The following is a 17,152-nucleotide window of genomic DNA, read 5'->3' as shown; positions in this document are numbered from 1 at the left end:
GAGGGATTTTGAATGGCTAAGAAATTAGAAGTCACCCTCACTCGTAGTTTAATTGGTCGCCCAGAGAACCAACGTGTTACAGTAAAAACACTAGGTTTGCGCAAGATGCACCAAACAGTCGTCCACGAAGACAATGAAGCGATTCGTGGTATGGTGAACAAGGTGTCCCATCTTGTGACTGTCAATGAAATCAACGAATAGTAAGACAATATAAATCATGAGGAGGTGCCGATAATGAAACTTCATGAACTGAAACCATCTGAAGGTTCTCGTGGCAACCGTAATCGTGTTGGGCGTGGAATTGGTTCCGGTAATGGTAAGACAAGTGGACGTGGACATAAAGGTCAAAACGCCCGCTCTGGCGGAGGCGTTCGACCAGGATTCGAAGGTGGTCAAAACCCACTTGCAAGACGTTTACCGAAACGCGGATTTACAAACCCAACTCGTGTTGAATATGCGGTTGTAAACTTGGATGCTTTAAACCGTTTTGAAGAAGGAACTGAAGTAACTCCTGAACTTCTTCTTGAAACTGGTGTCATCAGCAAGTTGAAAGATGGAGTGAAGGTCCTAGGAAATGGAAAACTAGAAACGAAGCTTACGATAAAAGCTCATAAGTTTTCTGCTTCTGCTAAGGAAGCAATCGAAGCAGCAGGCGGAAATGCTGAGGTGATGTAATGTTCCGTGCAATCTCCAATATTATGCGCGTAAGTGATATAAGAAGCAAAGTATTATTTACTCTTGCAATGCTTGTCGTATTCCGAATCGGAACATTCATTCCTGTGCCGAATGTTGACAAGACTGCATTAGACTTTCAGAATCAGATGAACGTTTTCGGATTTCTGAACACGTTTGGTGGTGGTGCCCTGCAAAACTTCTCGATTTTTGCGATGGGGATCATGCCATATATCACAGCATCGATCATCGTACAACTGTTACAGATGGATGTTGTGCCGAAGTTTACCGAATGGTCTAAGCAAGGTGAAGTTGGGCGGAAAAAGCTTGCTCAATTCACCCGTTATGGAACAATCGTGCTTGGATTCATCCAAGCGATCGGGATGTCGATCGGGTTCAACAACCTGTACCAAGGATTGATCCCGAACCCGAGTGTACCTACCTATCTGCTAATCGCTTTGATTTTGACAGCAGGTACTGCGTTCCTGATGTGGTTAGGTGAACAGATCACCGCACATGGTGTTGGGAATGGTATTTCCATTCTGATCTTCGCGGGTATCGTTTCTGCTATTCCAAGCGCATTGAACCAGTTCTATGCTACTCAGTTCGAAGGATCAGAACAGACACTATTCATCGGAATCGTCAAAGTGCTGCTTATTGCTTTAGCAATAGTTGTACTGACCGTCTTCGTTATCTTCATCCAACAAGGATTGCGTAAGATTCCGATCCAATACGCAAAACGTGTCGTGAACAATAAACCAGTTGGAGGACAACAAACACATCTTCCAATCAAGGTTAACGCAGCAGGGGTAATCCCGGTTATCTTTGCAATTTCACTGATCATTGCACCACCGACAATCGCAGGGTTCTTTGCTGAAAACGCGGTGACCAGATTCATTACCAACACGTTTGACTATACGACACCGGTGGGTATGATCGTTTATTCGGCCTTAATCATCGGATTTACGTATTTCTATACATTCGTTCAGGTCAATCCTGAGCAAATGGCAGAGAACTTGAAGAAACAAGGTGGTTACATTCCAGGAATACGTCCGGGTAAAAATACAGAAACGTATATCGTACGTATTCTTTATCGCCTGACATTTGTCGGCGCCCTATTCTTGGCCTTTGTTTCGATCTTGCCGATTTTCTTCATCAAGTTCGCACAACTTCCGCAGTCTTTCCAAATAGGCGGTACCAGCTTATTGATTGTGGTCGGTGTAGCATTAGATATAATGAAACGAATTGAAAGCCAATTAATTAAACGTCATTATAAAGGCTTTATCAAATAGAGGAAAACCGGGAATCGTCCATATTCCCCGTCCTCTTTACAATGTACGTTTGTGACCGTATGGAGGGATTAGATGAATCTAGTACTCATGGGTCTGCCAGGTGCCGGAAAAGGAACCCAGGCTGCCGAGATTGTTGATAAATATGGTATCCCCCATATCTCAACAGGTGACATGTTCCGAGCTGCAATTAAAGAAGGAACTGAATTAGGTAAAAAAGCCAAGTCCTACATGGATGCTGGTAATTTAGTACCTGATGAAGTCACGATCGGCATCGTGGATGAACGATTAAGCAAGAGTGACTGTAAAAAAGGTTTCTTACTTGATGGGTTTCCTCGGACGGTCGCACAGGCCGAAGCGCTGGAAAAAACCCTCTCCGATAAGAACCGTTCGATCGACTATGTCTTGAATATCGTTGTCGATAAAGATAAGTTGATGGAACGCTTGACTGGCCGCAGGATCTGTAAACAATGCGGAGCGACTTATCATGTGGTTTTCAACCCGCCATCTGAACAAGGCGTTTGTGATAAGTGCGGAGGAGAGCTTTATCAGCGTGAAGATGATAATGAAGAAACAGTCAAAACAAGACTTGAAGTAAATATTGAACAATCGAAGCCACTGCTCGAATTCTATGATCAGAAAGGCTATCTCCGTAACATCGACGGAAACCAGGATATCGATCAGGTATTTAACGATATCGATCAACTACTTGGAGGTTTGAAGTAATGATCATATCTAAGACTTCGCGTGAGATCGAAATCATGCGGGAAGCTGGGAAGATTGTTGCTTTGACTCATCAGGAGCTCCAGAAGCACATTAAACCGGGAGTGACTACCAAGGAACTTGATGCAATCGCTGAAAAGTTTATTCGTAGCCACGATGCAATTCCTTCTTTTAAAGGCTATAATGGTTTTACAGGTAGTATTTGTGCTTCCGTAAACGAAGAGTTGGTTCATGGGATTCCAGGGAAAAAGGTACTGAAGGATGGAGATATCATATCGATCGACATCGGTGCAAAGTACAATGGATACCACGGCGATTCAGCTTGGACTTACGGTGTCGGTGAAATATCCGATAAGGACAAACATCTTTTAGAGGTAACCGAACAATCGTTATATAAAGGTCTTGCAGAAGCGAAACCTGGGGAAAGACTCACAAACATCTCTCATGCGATTCAATCGTATGTTGAAGCCGAAGGCTTTTCAGTCGTACGTGAATACGTCGGCCACGGAGTCGGGCAAGATCTCCACGAGGATCCACAAATCCCACATTTCGGACCGCCAGGCAAAGGACCGCGTCTCAAACCAGGCATGGTTCTTGCTATTGAGCCGATGGTGAATGCAGGATCACGATATGTTCGAACGTTAGCAGATAACTGGACTGTCGTTACCCAGGATGGTAAAAACTGTGCGCATTTCGAGCATACCATTGCTATAGTTGAAGATGGTTTCGAAATTTTAACGAAAGCCTAAGTGAAGGTGATAAATGGTGAGTGAATCCGAGCCGGTACCGCAAGTTGGGCAATTGGTCCATATTTTGCGAGGGCGGGACGCTGGTCAAATCAATGTAGTTGTGGGTGTTGTGGACGATAAATTTGTCCTCATCGCTGACGGTGATAAACGAAAATATGACCGAGCTAAGAAGAAGAACATCAATCATCTTGAGCTGTTTCAATATATTTCGCCGGAAGTTAAGCGAAGCATCGATGAAACAGGACGTGTAACAAACGGTAAATTGCGTTTCGCCGTGTCGAAATTCTTGAATGATCAAGCAGACTTGCTTGAGAAGGAGGAACAAATCGATGGCTAAAGAAGATGTAATCGAGGTAGAAGGAACCGTAATTGAGCCTCTTCCGAATGCAATGTTTCGCGTAGAGCTTGAGAATGGTCATAAAATTTTAGCTCACGTTTCTGGGAAGATTCGTATGCACTATATTCGCATACTGCCAGGCGATAAAGTAACCGTAGAATTGTCTCCATACGATTTATCACGTGGTCGTATCACGTATCGTTACAAGTAAGACTTTTTTCCGGTAGATGCCTTGCGTATGACCAGGCATATGAACGAGACCACTCTTGTGGGTGAAACGGTTAAGCTAAATTGAAGTGCCTCGCTCAATAGGATTTTCGATTTTGTCGTCGAAGTCAGCACAATTTGTGCAAGTCCGTGGCATAAGGAGGTATTTAGGAATGAAAGTAAGACCATCAGTCAAACCAATTTGCGAAAAATGTAAAGTTATTCGTCGTAAAGGAACCGTCATGGTAATTTGCGAAAACCCTAAGCATAAACAAAAACAAGGATAAGAATAGGAGGTGCACATACATGGCACGTATTGCTGGAATTGATATCCCTCGTGACAAACGAGTTGTCATTTCATTAACGTATATTTTCGGTATCGGAAAGTCTAAGGCTCAACAAATTCTTGCTGAAGCAGGTGTTTCTGAAGATACGCGTGTAAGAGACCTGACTGAAGAAGAATTGAACAAAATCCGTGAGATCTTCGACCGCCACAAAGTTGAAGGTGACCTTCGCCGTGAAGTTTCGCTTAACATCAAACGTCTGATCGAGATCGGAAGCTACAGAGGTATCCGTCACCGTCGTGGTCTTCCAGTTCGCGGACAGAAGACGAAAAACAACTCACGTACACGTAAAGGCCCACGCCGTACAGTTGCGAATAAGAAGAAATAGTAAGGGAGGTAAACTCACATGGCTAAACAACGTAAAACAAACACTCGTAAACGTAAAGTCAAAAAGAATATTGAGAGTGGGATCGCACATATCCGCTCTACTTTCAACAATACGATTGTTACAATTACTGATACACACGGTAATGCAGTTTCTTGGGCTTCATCAGGCAACCTTGGATTCAAAGGTTCTCGTAAATCCACTCCGTTTGCAGCGCAAATGGCAGCCGAATCAGCTGGGAAAACTGCTATGGAACACGGAATGAAGACTCTTGAAGTAACTGTTAAGGGTCCTGGTGCTGGACGTGAAGCAGCAATCCGTGCACTTCAAGCTGTAGGCCTTGAGGTGACAGCAATCCGTGACGTAACACCAGTTCCTCATAATGGATGCCGTCCACCAAAACGTCGTCGTGTTTAATGCTTGAGGTTTTAAACCTGAAGTATTACAATTTAGAAACCTGTCTATAATGGTTATGTATGAACAATAAATGAGCAATGCATACTAATGGGTTAACCTATGGAGGTGACCCGTTAAGGAATGTTCCAAAAAGTCACCAAATGATGAACGGCGAATTTCCGACGCACAGGCGTGCTAGTACCGGCGTTGTCACAGGACGTGATGGTTTTAGCCAGTGAGCGTTACTTGGTTTTACCGGCCCTCACGTATCAAAATTATACGATCCGGTCCTCAAAACCTTTGCACCTGGAACTTCTTGTTTCTAATTCGTCATATTTTGAACTTTTTTGGACGTGCATGATAAAGGAATTTCGGTTAGGTCGACGGGGTCTAACCGAGGTTCGACGTTTTGAAGGAGGGTTTGTTGAATGATTGAAATCGAAAAGCCAAGAATTGAAACGGTAGAGCTCAGCGACGATGCAACTTACGGGAAATTTGTTGTTGAACCTCTAGAGCGTGGATACGGGATCACGTTGGGTAACTCCTTACGTCGTATTTTATTGTCTTCACTTCCAGGAGCAGCTGCAACTTCTGTACAAATCAACGGAGTATTGCATGAGTTTTCAACGATTGATGGTGTTGTAGAAGATGTGACAACAATCATCTTGAGCCTGAAAAAGCTAGCGTTGAAAATTTATTCTGAGGAAGAAAAGACCCTTGAGATCGATGTTCAAGGTGAAGGTGTCGTAACTGCTGCAGATATTACACATGACAGTGATGTTGAAGTCCTTAATCCGGATCTTCATATTGCTACCTTATCTAAAGATGCACATCTTCAAATGAAAATTACTGCGGTCCGCGGACGAGGTTATGTACCAGCGGAAGGAAACAAGTCGGAAGAACAAGCGATTGGGGTCATTCCGATCGACTCGATCTTTACGCCTGTTACCCGCGTAAATTATCAGGTTGAAAATACTCGTATCGGCCAAGTTACAAACTATGACAAACTAACCCTCGATGTCTGGACAGATGGTAGTATCCGCCCTGAAGAAGCTGTTTCACTTGGAGCGAAGATCGTCACAGAACACTTGAATATCTTCGTTGGTTTGACCGACCAAGCACAAAAAGCGGAAATCATGGTTGAGAAGGAAGAAGATCAGAAGGAAAAAGTTCTCGAAATGACGATTGAAGAACTGGATCTTTCCGTTCGTTCTTATAACTGCCTGAAACGTGCGGGCATCAATACCGTACAAGAGCTCACTCAAAAGTCTGAAGAGGACATGATGAAAGTTCGGAACCTCGGTAAAAAGTCATTAGAAGAAGTCCAAGAAAAGCTTGAAGAGCTTGGTCTTGGTTTACGTAACGAAGAATAGAACAGATATAAAGATTAACAAAGAAGGAGGGACCTCTCATGGCTTATCAAAAGTTAGGTCGTGTATCATCTGCACGAAAAGCTTTACTCCGTGATTTAACAACAGATCTAATCATCAACGAGCGTATCGAAACAACAGAAGCAAAAGCTAAAGAACTTCGTTCAGTCGTTGAAAAGATGATTACACTTGGCAAACGTGGTGACCTTCACGCTCGTCGTCAAGCCGCTTCATTCGTACGTAATGAGGTTGCAAACGAAGAGTCTGGAGAAGATGCAGTTCAGAAGCTTTTCGCTGACATCGCTTCTCGCTACGAAGATCGCCAGGGTGGATACACTCGCATTCAGAAGATTGGTCCTCGCCGCGGCGATGGTGCACCAATGGTTATTATTGAGCTTGTATAATCGGCAATAAATTAATGTGCAATGACATCGACGAAAAGGGCGGGACAGAATCTACAGCAGATACTGATTCTATGCCCTTTTTTTCGTACATTTAAAATGGTGGATCATTTAAAATCAGGCTCCATTCCAGTCGGGGTTGACGAGTAAAGTGGCAGCATTTTCAACGCTTTGATGTCAATCCTTGTTTTATGGAAAGTGGCAATTATAAGAGAGAGTATAGTGAAGATGAGGGCAGGTTTGACACGACCTACACAGTTCATACCTGCGGTGTAGAGGAGGGAACGGGAATGAAGGGCTTAATCATAGTACATGATGTGTCGTTCCGCTATGAAGATGAGGGTCCGTATCGATTGGCAAACATAAATCTGACTGTTCCCAAGGGCGAATGGTTATCCATTGTCGGACATAATGGCTCCGGAAAGTCGACACTTGCTAAACTTCTAAATGGGCTGCTGCTGCCGGATGAAGGTACGGTCAGGATCGGTGGAAAAAGGACTGACCAAGAGAGACACCTTTGGGACATCAGAAAGCAGGTAGGCATGGTTTTCCAAAATCCAGATAACCAATTTGTCGGCACGACTGTAAAAGATGATATTGCCTTCGGGCTCGAAAATAATGGGGTTCCAAGAGAAGAAATGATTGAACGGATTTCTGATTCGTTAACGAGGGTACAGATGACCGAGTATGAAAATCAGGAGCCTCACCAGCTTTCCGGAGGTCAGAAGCAGAGAGTTGCGATTGCGGGTGTTTTAGCACAAAAGCCGGACGTGATCGTTCTTGATGAAGCGACAAGTATGCTGGATCCAATAGGAAGAAAAGAAGTTCTGCAAACAATCCGGGAATTGAATGAGCAGGATGGGATCACCGTTCTATCCATCACACATGATTTAGAGGAAGCAATCAAAGCAGATCGGATGATTGTCATGAAACAGGGTAAAATGGTGGCATCAGGTGCGCCAAAGGATGTTTTTCAAAACACGGATCTTCTGTTGGCTGCTGGTCTTGAGCTGCCATTTTCATTGACGATACAAAAGAAATTGAAGGAGAAGGGCATTCATTTGCCTGCTCCGACATTGACACAATCAGAATTGGTGGACGCATTATGGAACTATCAACTAAACGCTTAGCCCACATATATGGCAAGGGAACACCAAAGGAACGTCGTGCAGTGTATAATGTCTCAATTGATGTACCTCCAGGTAGCTTTTATGCAATCATCGGGCATACTGGTTCAGGAAAATCAACCCTGATCCAGCATCTGAATGGTCTGTTGAAGCCGACTTCTGGTTCCGTGAAAATAGGCGGGACAACCATCCATCCAGATGAAAAGGGGAAAAGGCTCAAGGAAGTCCGGAGGCAGGTTGGAATGGTATTCCAGTATCCTGAACATCAATTGTTTGAAGAAACGATTGAGAAAGACATTTGTTTTGGCCCTCGGAACTTTGATGTCAGTGAAAAGGAAGCAAAACGGAGAGCAAAGGACTCGCTTAAAATGGTTGGACTTGGGGAAGAGTTTTTACAGCGATCACCTTTTGAACTGAGCGGAGGCCAAATGCGCCGTGTAGCTATTGCAGGAGTTCTAGCAATGAAGCCTGAGGTGTTGATCCTTGATGAACCGACTGCAGGTCTGGATCCCCGTGGTCGAAGGGAAATGATGGATTTGTTCCTTTCTTTGCAACAGGAACAGAACATAACGATCATTTTAGTGACGCATAGTATGGAAGACGCTGCTCGATACGCTGATCAGATTATCGTCATGTCCGGCGGGACCGTATATATGGAAGGGACCCGGACGGAAATCTTTAGGCAAGGGGATAAGCTACAAGCAGTTGGCTTGGATATTCCGGAGTCTACACGTTTTCTTCAATCTCTTCAGGAACGTTTCGGTATCTCTATTCAGGCAGGGTATACGGAGGACGAAGTTGTGGAAATCATCGAAAGACTAATGAAAGCGGGAATGCACAATGATGGATAATGTCATCATCGGTCAATACATCCCTGGAAGTTCAACGATCCATCGTATGGATCCCCGAGCAAAATTGATTGCTGTATTTGTTTATGTCATCATCGTCTTTCTCGCAAACAACTGGTTGAGCTATGCTTTTCTTGGTATTTTTACAATCGGTACAGTACTGTTTTCAAGAGTGCCTCTCCCCTTTATATTAAAAGGACTGAAGCCGATTCTCTGGATCATCCTTTTTACGATGATTTTGCATTTGTTCATGACAAAGGAAGGTCCGGTGTTATTGGATTTTGGTTGGACTGCAATCCATGAAGGTGGTGTCGTCCAAGGTGTTTTTATTGCTTTACGGCTCTTATTCCTCATTCTTTTAACGTCTTTATTGACCTTGACGACCACGCCGATTGATATTACAGATGGCATCGAAAGCTTATTAGCACCGTTAAAAAGAGTGAAGTTTCCTGTCCATGAGTTCGCCCTGATGATGTCGATTTCTCTGCGCTTCATCCCGACACTTTTACAGGAGACAGAAAAAATCATGAAAGCCCAGTCTGCAAGGGGCGCAGAATTTTCGAGCGGACCGATCAAAGAAAGGGTCAAAGCGTTTGTTCCTTTGCTTGTACCTCTGTTCATCAGTGCTTTCAAAAGGGCAGAAGACCTCGCCCTTGCAATGGAAGCCCGCGGTTATCGAGGCGGCGAAGGAAGGACAAAACTGAGACTACTGAAATGGAAAGGAATCGATACATTCGCCCTTATCATGGTTGGTGTATTGATCATCGTTTTATTCTTATTAAGATCTTAGAGGGTGGCCGTATTGAGACGAATGAGCGGAACTGTAAGCTATGATGGGACAGGCTTTTCCGGGTATCAGATCCAGCCAGACCAAAGGACGGTCCAGGGCACGATCGAACAAGTTCTCCAACGGATGCATAAAGGAGAAGTCATAAGGACAGTCGCTTCTGGCCGGACGGATGCAGGCGTTCATGGAGTTGGACAGGTTATTCATTTTGATACGCCCCTGTCAATCGAACCGGCTGCATGGAAACGTGCACTCAATACTCTGCTTCCGCCAGATATTCGTATCCAATCCATCGCCGAAGAGAATCCTGATTTTCATGCTCGCTTTGATGTAGAGGCGAAAGAGTACCGTTACCGTATTTTAAGGAAGTCAGATGAAGATGTATTCAGGAGGAACTACACGTACCATTTTCCGTATGAGCTTGATCTTATCGGAATGAGGGCAGCCGCAGAGTTATTAGCAGGTGAGCACGATTTCACCTCATTCTCCTCAGCCAAAACGGAAGTGTTGGACCGTATCCGCACTATCCATAAGCTGGACTTTGAAGAAGCAGGCGATGAGCTGGTCATCAGTGTTGAAGGTAACGGGTTTTTGTACAATATGGTCCGGATCATCGTCGGAACGTTGTTAGAGGTAGGGACCGGCCAGCGACAAGCAGAGGACGTCATTCGGATACTGGAAACGAAGGATCGGAACGCTGCTGGAAAAACAGCTCCGTCCCACGGTTTGTATTTATGGAAGGTAACCTATAAAAAACCGTGATAAAGAAGGCAAAAAACATACTGACACACTTGACATCGTTGTCTAATTATTATAAGATATTCTTTGGTATTTCTGAAATCCACTAGCCCCGGATGAGGAAATCGTCGAATTGAAAAACGAATCGTATTGAAATAGATTTGTAAGTGAATGAATCAGGAGGGAAATAAATTGCGTACCTATATGGCAAAGCCAAAAGAAGTTGAACGTAAATGGTATGTGGTAGACGCTGCAGGCAAAACTCTTGGACGTCTTTCAAGTGAAGTTGCATCAGTGCTTCGCGGCAAGCACAAGCCGACGTACACTCCACATGTTGACACTGGTGACCACGTGATTATTTTAAATGCAAGCAAGATCGAATTGACTGGTAAGAAAATGTCTGACAAGCTCTACCACCGTCACACTGGACATCCAGGCGGTCTTAGAACAAGAACGGCACAGGAAATGCGTGACACGCGTCCTGAAAAGATGCTTGAACTTGCAATCAAAGGCATGCTTCCAAAGAACAGCCTTGGTCGTAAAATGGGTAAAAAGCTTCATGTGTATGCGGGGAACGAACATCCACATCAAGCACAAAATCCTGAAAACTATGAACTTCGCGGATAAATAATAAGGAGGGTTTAAATTTGGCTCAAGTACAATATTACGGAACCGGCCGTCGTAAGCACTCTGTTGCCCGTGTACGTCTTGTACCTGGTGATGGACGTTTCATCGTAAACGGTCGCAACCTCGACGAATTTTTCGGACTTGAAACATTGAAAGTCATCGCAAAACAACCATTAGTTTTAACTGAAACAGAAGGAAAGTACGATGTCCTTGTAAACGTTGACGGTGGAGGATACACTGGCCAAGCTGGTGCAATCCGTCATGGTATTGCTCGTGCACTTCTAGATGTAGATCCTGAATTGCGTCCTTCTCTTAAGAGTGCAGGATTCCTTACTCGTGACGCACGTATGAAAGAGCGTAAGAAGTACGGACTCAAAGGCGCTCGTCGTGCACCACAATTCTCAAAGCGTTAATTACACATCCGTCATACAAAGCTCTGGCCCTTGCGCCAGGGCTTTTTTTGATGCTTTTAGGTGCCAGGCACCATTTCAGATCCGTTGTGGGAGAAGGGATTTGATTTGGTACCAGGCACCATTTGCCACCGGTTGCGGTTCAAGGGTTTGTAAATGGTGCCTGGTACAGTATACATACTGTCTTTTACCAAAGTTCCCATGGTATGAATCAATTTTGCGGTCGAACACTATGGGAAAGGAGGCGAAACCGATGAATGTAATCACCACCTTTAGAGACAGGCAATATAAAAAGCGAATTACATTTGAGCGTAAAGTTTTGCGTGAACTTTCTCTGAATGGGATCAAAACAGAATTCCAAAAGTTGTTTTTCCCATTTTTCCAATATAGTCTGCTGTTCCAGGATGAAATCCAGGATACATGTATCGATATCGCAATTGAAGCGTATTTATTAGGCGCCGAATACAGTAAATTCGGTTATCATGGTGAATCACTCGACAGCATCAAAGAACGCAGTGCTCCGTTTGAAAAACGCTTGTACGATACGTTATTCGAGTACTGGCAATTTTGGAGCTATACACCTGACCATGTCCTTGAATCACTCCATATGTGTTGTGATGCCTTTGTCCAGCGTTGGTGGAGAGAGGGTTATGAAAACGGACAGCGTCGATATCGTATGCGGCTTCACTGATCCAATAAAGGCATATTTCCTCCACTTGTCCCATACATATATACAAGTAATGGGAAGCGGGAGGGAATATGGTGAAGCGGAAAAAATGGTTATTGTGGGGTCTGACTGGGTTTTGTGCTGCACTTTTATTATATGTTATCCAACAACAATTACTTTCGAACGATTCCTGGTCCACATGGAGTCTTCCGTTGACTGGAAAAATCATTGTGCTTGATGCCGGTCATGGAGGAGTAGATGGCGGTGCAGTTGGAAAAGGGGATGTTCAGGAAAAGGATATTGCATTGAATATTTCCTTGAAGCTTAGGGATTACCTTCAACAAGCCGGGGCATTAGTCATAATGACGAGGGAAACGGATCGTGATCTGGCTAATGATGGGACAAAAAGGATCAGGAACCGTAAAACGGAAGATTTGTTGAAAAGAACCGAGATCGTCAACTCATCAGAGGCAGATATGTTCATCAGCATCCATCTTAATGCGATTCCTTCCTCTCGATGGTATGGCGCTCAAGTTTTTTACAACCCAGCAATAGAAGAAAATGAAAAGTTAGCCAAATTGATTCAGGATCAAATCAGGTCGAATCTCGAAAATACGACACGAAAAGCAAAACCGATCAGTACCGTCTACATGGTGAGAAAAGCTGAAATCCCAGGTTCTTTAGTTGAAGTCGGTTTTTTGTCCAATCCGAATGAACGGGAATTGCTAAAATCGAAACTATACCAGACGAAGCTGGCTGCGTCGATCTATCAAGGGATTTTACGGTTCTATGCAAATGAACCTGCTCCAGGTGATTAATGGGGGTCAGGTTTTTCTTTTACGTTGATGGTAGTAAAAGTCCCGGCCGGCGTTTGTAAGGATAATCCTGTGTAAACCTAAAAAACATCCCTGCCCGGTCAACTGAAAAGGACGGAATCCCATCTGATCCTTACGTTTATAAAGCGGATTTTTCTATGTTATACTTAGGGATGAAAGCGATTAAAAAGGATGGTGTTCGAGAGATGATGTCAGAAGAACAAATTATAGAGCTTCTTAAACCGATACAAGAACCTTTTTTACATAAAAGCATTGTCGATTCAGACAGTGTGAAGGAAATAAAAACCAAAGAGGATTATGTCGGGTTGAAAATTATCATTTCCCAGGCTAACTCCCCGGAACAAATGCAGCTTCAACAGGAAATCGTGAATACCCTAAAAGGCGCAGGTGTTGCATCTGTCGGTCTTCGTTTTGAACAGCGGGAGGGGGAAGCTCCGCAAAAGGAAGCGCCAAACGGATCGCCAAAAACAGGCACAACCTTCATCGCGGTAGCAAGTGGTAAAGGGGGAGTTGGTAAATCCACCGTTTCGGTAAACCTTGCGACAAGCCTGGCACGTGAAGGAAAACGTGTAGGACTGATCGATGCTGATATATATGGTTTTAGTGTCCCGGACATGATGGGAATTGCAGAACGGCCGAAAGTGATCGGGGAGCAGATTTTTCCTGTTGAACGTTTTGGCGTCAAAGTGATCTCGATGGCATTCTTTGTAGAAGATAATGCTCCAGTCATTTGGCGAGGTCCAATGCTTGGAAAAATGTTGACGAACTTCTTCAACGATATCGAGTGGGGAGAACTTGACTATCTGATCTTAGACCTTCCACCAGGAACCGGAGATGTTGCATTGGATGTCCATAAGATGCTGCCACAATGTAAAGAGATCATCGTTACCACTCCGCATCCGACAGCGGCATTTGTTGCAGCGCGTGCCGGAGCGATGGCTCTTAAAACAGACCATGATATCCTTGGTGTCGTAGAAAATATGGCGTATTTTGAGAGTAAGAAGACAGGTGAAAAGGAATATGTCTTCGGCCAAGGTGGAGCGGATAAGCTGACGGAAGAATTGAAAACGGAAGTACTCGGGAGAATACCGCTCGGCCAACCGGAGATGCGGGAAGACGATTTCGCACCATCCGTATACCTTGAAGATTCCCAGATCGGGCAAATTTATAGACAGATTGCATTGAATGTCATTCAAAAAGTCGAAGGATAAAAAAGAGGGCCGGCAACCTGTAGTTTGCCGGTCCTTTTTGGAGGCCTGATGGTTATCATTGACCTTGGCCCCCGCCGCCGCCGCCTTGATCCTGACCTTGAGATTTATCTTCCTTCTTCAAAGCATCTCCGCCTTTGATTTCCTCTTGTACTGCTTTTTTGACCAGTTCCGCAATTTGCGCTTTAACCAATGGACTTTCGAATGTCTCCATCATCACTTTCTTCTGTTGTTCCCTATATTGTTGTGATGTCATCATATCCATTGCTTCTTTTGTTAATTCCGGATCTTTCATGAGCTCAATGATTTTTTTCCTGTATTCTGGATCGTCCAATAATTTCTTCTGTAATTCTTCATTTTGTTTTTCCATACTCTTTGCAAGCGCTTCGGCCGTTTTTGGATCTTTCATTAACTCCTTCCAAAAATCCTGGCCTTTTTTAGATGTCAGTGTATCTTCAATCGTTTTTTTGACGAATTTCTGGTCCATGACAATTTGTGATTTTATTTTTTCATCTGTCAAGACTTCTTGTATCGCTTTTTTTCCTTCCTCCGTTTTTAAAAGGTCTACGAGCATTTTTTTGGTTTCCTCATAAGAACCTTTTTCTTCTGCTGCTGCAGGTGTACACCCTTGCAGGTATAATAAACCGAAGGATATGATAAGGACGAACATCCAGTTTCTCATCCTAGAATGCTCCTTTCAGTATTCAATCTTACTTTTAGCGTTCGAGAAAGTTGTGACAAATATGCGGACTAAATAAAGGAAACTGGCTTTTTTATAGATGGATTGGTACAATCGAAGCGAGCAGAATTAAAGGGGAATTGTTATCCGTGAATATCAGAAAATGGGTTTATTTATTTTTCACTACACTTTTAATCGGGGGAGCTAGTGCTGTCATAGTCGGATTACTGCTTCGCTGGGAAGATATCGATAGCATGGCAGGCTTTTTTGTCATGATCGCCTGGTTATTCGGGTTTGGTCTCATCTTCAGTATCATCAGCCAAATGGGGTATTTCGCATATTTGACGATCCATCGATTCGGATTAGGAATATTCAAATCCGTACAATTATGGAGTTGGGTGCAACTATTGATCCTTGCCTTTGTTGTATTTGATCTATTTTACTTACGTTATATTGCGTTTAAAGATACAGGTTTGTCTTTATTTAACTTTATTATTATTCCGATTGCCTTATTGTTTTATGGTTTGATCGTTGCGTATTTCAAAATGAAAGAAACGAATAGAGGAGCTTTCATTCCCGCGCTTTTCTTCATGGTAGTAGTGACGACCATTGAGTGGATACCGGTTTTGAAGCAAGGGGATCTACTTTGGCTATGGTTATCTATCGTCCCGTTATTAGCATGCAACACATGGCAGATTTTAATTTTACATCGCCTGATAAAAAGAAGTTGAGCATTGAGCCCAACTTCTTTATTTGATTTCCTTCGTTTTACTGTCTGTATTTGCAATCAACTCACCGACCGAAGCGAATGTGTAGCCATCCTTCTTCAATTCAGAAATGATTTTTTCCAGAGCATCCCTCGTTTGTTTAACTGAATCGGACGCATGGAGAAGAACGATATCGCCACCTTTCGCCTGAGATAATACAGCTTCAGTGATTCGCTCTGCACCCGGGTTTTTCCAATCATGGGTATTGATGCTCCATTGGATGATTGTTTGGTTCAATTTTTCAGCGATATCCAATACTTCTTTATTGAACTGCCCATTAGGTGGACGTAATAAAACAGGCTTTTGTCCTGAAACTTCATTGATGATTTGCTGGGCTTTTGCCATATCCCGTTTGATCTGATCGTTCTCAAGGTCGGTATAGCTTTTATACCGATAACCAAGACTTCCGATTTCATGGCCGTTCTTCGTGATCTTTTCAACGATATCCGGATGTCTTTCAGCCCATTCGCCCGAAAGGAAGAATGTCGTATCATTGACTTTCTCTTTCTCTAAAAGGTCAAGAATTTCATGGATCCGCTTCTCACCCCAGCTGACGTCAAAAGTGAGAGCGATTCGTTTGCCCTTTTCCTCTCCTTTATAAATTGCCCGTGGATCCCCATCTTTTGTTTTGAAAACCTCCAGATCCTGTGCTTCTATAAAAGCAATCAATGCCGCAAAAAAAGAAGCGATGATTATGATCAAATATTGCTTGAACCTTTTACCGTTCACAATCCAAAAGAAATTCACGTCATTTCCTCCCATCAGTCATACTCCGTACATGTATATGTGTAAAAGGACAAGATAGACCTGTCTTGTCTATGAGGCCTATGTAAATGAAAATGATCGGCAGTTAGGTTGTTTGATCGCCCAGTTCTCTCACAAGAATAGAAAATGGAAAAACAAGGGATAATGATAGAAAAAACGAAGGATGGATATCATGCTCGGATTTGTACTTAATGATAAAGAAGTAAAAGAAATGGAATACCTTCTCAAAAAGGAACTTGAAGAATTATTGCATGATATGGAAGATCATCGGATAGAGGGGATCATTAAACGTGCCATGGAAGAAAGGTATCAATTGGTTTTTAAGATTTTCCAACGTTTTTCAAACCCTGCAGACTGTGTGAAATATATGCGCCATAAAATATCAAATCAAAAATAAAAAAGCTTATTGACAGTAATTTGTGATTCTGATAAAGTATTGTCTGTTGCCGCAAAAAGAAGAAAAAGCTATTCCAAAAAAGTTATTGACTTAAGTTTTTATGGATGTTATACTTGTTAAGTCGCCTCAAAAACGACATAATGATTTTCGGCAAAAAAGTCACGTTCTGTGACGACATCGAAACAGCCTATCCATGGGCAATACAGCTCTTTGAAAACTGAACAAAAGCCAAGCGTGAAAACGGACCTACATGGATCAGATGATCTTCGACTAACGACGTCACGTCCTGTGACAACGTCGAAGTTAGCACATCCATGTGCGTCACAATTTCGATTTACATTTAATGAGCAATCAAACAATGCTCAAAAAATTCAGTGGCATTTGCCAACAATTTTTTGGAGAGTTTGATCCTGGCTCAGGACGAACGCTGGCGGCGTGCCTAATACATGCAAGTCGAGCGGACCAACGAGGAGCTTGCTCCTC

Annotated in this window: 25 protein-coding genes and 1 rRNA gene; 24 read left to right on the top strand and 2 right to left on the bottom strand. The window is 43.3% G+C overall.

The window, feature by feature from the left end:
• Positions 1-12: 12 nt before the first annotated feature.
• The 21 genes from rpmD (at position 13) to L1611_RS19125 (ending at position 14,064) form a co-directional block, all read left to right on the top strand.
• On the top strand, positions 13-201 hold the full coding sequence (gene rpmD / locus L1611_RS19225; RefSeq protein WP_221569173.1) for a 50S ribosomal protein L30: 189 nt from the start codon (positions 13-15) through the stop codon (positions 199-201).
• A gap of 33 nt (positions 202-234) precedes the next feature.
• Entirely contained in the window at positions 235-675 is a 441-nt protein-coding gene (gene rplO, locus L1611_RS19220; RefSeq protein WP_236315310.1) for a 50S ribosomal protein L15, read from the top strand.
• The gene (gene secY, locus L1611_RS19215; RefSeq protein ID WP_236315309.1) at positions 675-1,964 is read left to right on the top strand and encodes a preprotein translocase subunit SecY; all 1,290 of its coding nucleotides are present in this window, start codon (positions 675-677) and stop codon (positions 1,962-1,964) included. The genes rplO and secY overlap by 1 nt, the downstream gene beginning before the upstream one ends.
• Before the next feature lie 72 nt (positions 1,965-2,036).
• On the top strand, positions 2,037-2,687 hold the full coding sequence (locus L1611_RS19210; protein WP_236315308.1) for an adenylate kinase: 651 nt from the start codon (positions 2,037-2,039) through the stop codon (positions 2,685-2,687).
• Entirely contained in the window at positions 2,687-3,433 is a 747-nt protein-coding gene (gene map / locus L1611_RS19205) for a type I methionyl aminopeptidase (protein ID WP_236315307.1), read from the top strand. Before L1611_RS19210 ends, map begins: the two co-directional genes overlap by 1 nt.
• Positions 3,434-3,449: 16 nt before the next feature.
• On the top strand, positions 3,450-3,770 hold the full coding sequence (locus L1611_RS19200; protein WP_236315306.1) for a KOW domain-containing RNA-binding protein: 321 nt from the start codon (positions 3,450-3,452) through the stop codon (positions 3,768-3,770).
• Positions 3,763-3,981: a translation initiation factor IF-1 gene (gene infA / locus L1611_RS19195; protein WP_093073147.1), complete on the top strand. Its 219-nt coding sequence runs from the start codon at positions 3,763-3,765 to the stop codon at positions 3,979-3,981. The genes L1611_RS19200 and infA overlap by 8 nt, the downstream gene beginning before the upstream one ends.
• Before the next feature lie 169 nt (positions 3,982-4,150).
• A complete protein-coding gene (gene rpmJ, locus L1611_RS19190; protein ID WP_003322638.1) occupies positions 4,151-4,264 on the top strand; it encodes a 50S ribosomal protein L36 in 114 nt (37 codons plus the stop codon).
• 19 nt (positions 4,265-4,283) lie between these two features.
• Entirely contained in the window at positions 4,284-4,649 is a 366-nt protein-coding gene (gene rpsM, locus L1611_RS19185; RefSeq protein ID WP_236315305.1) for a 30S ribosomal protein S13, read from the top strand.
• An 18-nt stretch (positions 4,650-4,667) separates the two neighbouring features.
• Positions 4,668-5,063 carry a 30S ribosomal protein S11 gene (rpsK, locus tag L1611_RS19180; RefSeq protein WP_225067078.1) on the top strand — a complete coding sequence of 132 codons (396 nt, stop codon included), beginning with the start codon at positions 4,668-4,670 and terminating at the stop codon, positions 5,061-5,063.
• A 407-nt stretch (positions 5,064-5,470) separates the two neighbouring features.
• Positions 5,471-6,415, top strand: coding sequence for a DNA-directed RNA polymerase subunit alpha (locus L1611_RS19175; protein ID WP_225067079.1), 945 nt, complete (start codon positions 5,471-5,473; stop codon positions 6,413-6,415).
• A gap of 38 nt (positions 6,416-6,453) precedes the next feature.
• The gene (rplQ, locus tag L1611_RS19170; RefSeq protein WP_225067080.1) at positions 6,454-6,816 is read left to right on the top strand and encodes a 50S ribosomal protein L17; all 363 of its coding nucleotides are present in this window, start codon (positions 6,454-6,456) and stop codon (positions 6,814-6,816) included.
• Between the two features lie 287 nt (positions 6,817-7,103).
• Entirely contained in the window at positions 7,104-7,943 is an 840-nt protein-coding gene (locus L1611_RS19165) for an energy-coupling factor ABC transporter ATP-binding protein (protein ID WP_236315304.1), read from the top strand.
• The gene (locus L1611_RS19160; protein ID WP_236315303.1) at positions 7,919-8,791 is read left to right on the top strand and encodes an energy-coupling factor ABC transporter ATP-binding protein; all 873 of its coding nucleotides are present in this window, start codon (positions 7,919-7,921) and stop codon (positions 8,789-8,791) included. Before L1611_RS19165 ends, L1611_RS19160 begins: the two co-directional genes overlap by 25 nt.
• Entirely contained in the window at positions 8,781-9,578 is a 798-nt protein-coding gene (locus L1611_RS19155) for an energy-coupling factor transporter transmembrane component T family protein (protein WP_236315302.1), read from the top strand. Before L1611_RS19160 ends, L1611_RS19155 begins: the two co-directional genes overlap by 11 nt.
• A gap of 12 nt (positions 9,579-9,590) precedes the next feature.
• Complete coding sequence (gene truA / locus L1611_RS19150; protein WP_322972585.1) at positions 9,591-10,337, top strand: tRNA pseudouridine(38-40) synthase TruA; 747 nt, start codon at positions 9,591-9,593, stop codon at positions 10,335-10,337.
• A 147-nt stretch (positions 10,338-10,484) separates the two neighbouring features.
• Complete coding sequence (gene rplM, locus L1611_RS19145) at positions 10,485-10,940, top strand: 50S ribosomal protein L13 (RefSeq protein WP_407681755.1); 456 nt, start codon at positions 10,485-10,487, stop codon at positions 10,938-10,940.
• Positions 10,941-10,960: 20 nt separating this feature from the next.
• A complete protein-coding gene (gene rpsI, locus L1611_RS19140) occupies positions 10,961-11,353 on the top strand; it encodes a 30S ribosomal protein S9 (protein WP_236315301.1) in 393 nt (130 codons plus the stop codon).
• A gap of 250 nt (positions 11,354-11,603) precedes the next feature.
• Positions 11,604-12,041: a DUF2521 family protein gene (locus L1611_RS19135; RefSeq protein WP_236315300.1), complete on the top strand. Its 438-nt coding sequence runs from the start codon at positions 11,604-11,606 to the stop codon at positions 12,039-12,041.
• A 68-nt stretch (positions 12,042-12,109) separates the two neighbouring features.
• Positions 12,110-12,835, top strand: a complete 726-nt coding sequence (gene cwlD / locus L1611_RS19130; protein ID WP_236315299.1) for an N-acetylmuramoyl-L-alanine amidase CwlD — start codon at positions 12,110-12,112, stop codon at positions 12,833-12,835.
• Between the two features lie 203 nt (positions 12,836-13,038).
• The gene (locus L1611_RS19125; protein ID WP_236315341.1) at positions 13,039-14,064 is read left to right on the top strand and encodes an Mrp/NBP35 family ATP-binding protein; all 1,026 of its coding nucleotides are present in this window, start codon (positions 13,039-13,041) and stop codon (positions 14,062-14,064) included.
• 55 nt (positions 14,065-14,119) lie between these two features.
• On the opposite strand, the gene gerD is transcribed toward L1611_RS19125, so the two are convergent.
• Positions 14,120-14,743 (bottom strand): spore germination lipoprotein GerD, encoded by a 624-nt coding sequence (gerD, locus tag L1611_RS19120; RefSeq protein ID WP_236315298.1) that lies wholly within the window; start codon positions 14,741-14,743, stop codon positions 14,120-14,122.
• A 146-nt stretch (positions 14,744-14,889) separates the two neighbouring features.
• Here gerD and L1611_RS19115 point away from each other — a divergent pair, with 146 nt between their 5' ends.
• Positions 14,890-15,471 (top strand): KinB-signaling pathway activation protein, encoded by a 582-nt coding sequence (locus L1611_RS19115; RefSeq protein ID WP_236315297.1) that lies wholly within the window; start codon positions 14,890-14,892, stop codon positions 15,469-15,471.
• An 18-nt stretch (positions 15,472-15,489) separates the two neighbouring features.
• On the opposite strand, the gene pdaB is transcribed toward L1611_RS19115, so the two are convergent.
• Positions 15,490-16,254, bottom strand: a complete 765-nt coding sequence (gene pdaB, locus L1611_RS19110) for a polysaccharide deacetylase family sporulation protein PdaB (RefSeq protein WP_236315296.1) — start codon at positions 16,252-16,254, stop codon at positions 15,490-15,492.
• 190 nt (positions 16,255-16,444) lie between these two features.
• Between pdaB and L1611_RS19105 the strand changes: the two genes are divergently transcribed.
• Positions 16,445-16,669 carry a hypothetical protein gene (locus tag L1611_RS19105; protein WP_236315295.1) on the top strand — a complete coding sequence of 75 codons (225 nt, stop codon included), beginning with the start codon at positions 16,445-16,447 and terminating at the stop codon, positions 16,667-16,669.
• 392 nt (positions 16,670-17,061) lie between these two features.
• Positions 17,062-17,152 (top strand): 16S ribosomal RNA (locus tag L1611_RS19100); the annotation flags it as partial.

Source organism: Pseudalkalibacillus salsuginis (assembly GCF_021646685.1).
Classification (GTDB): Bacteria; Bacillota; Bacilli; order Bacillales; family Fictibacillaceae; genus Pseudalkalibacillus; species Pseudalkalibacillus salsuginis.
This window is presented reverse-complemented; position numbering and strand designations above follow the sequence as displayed.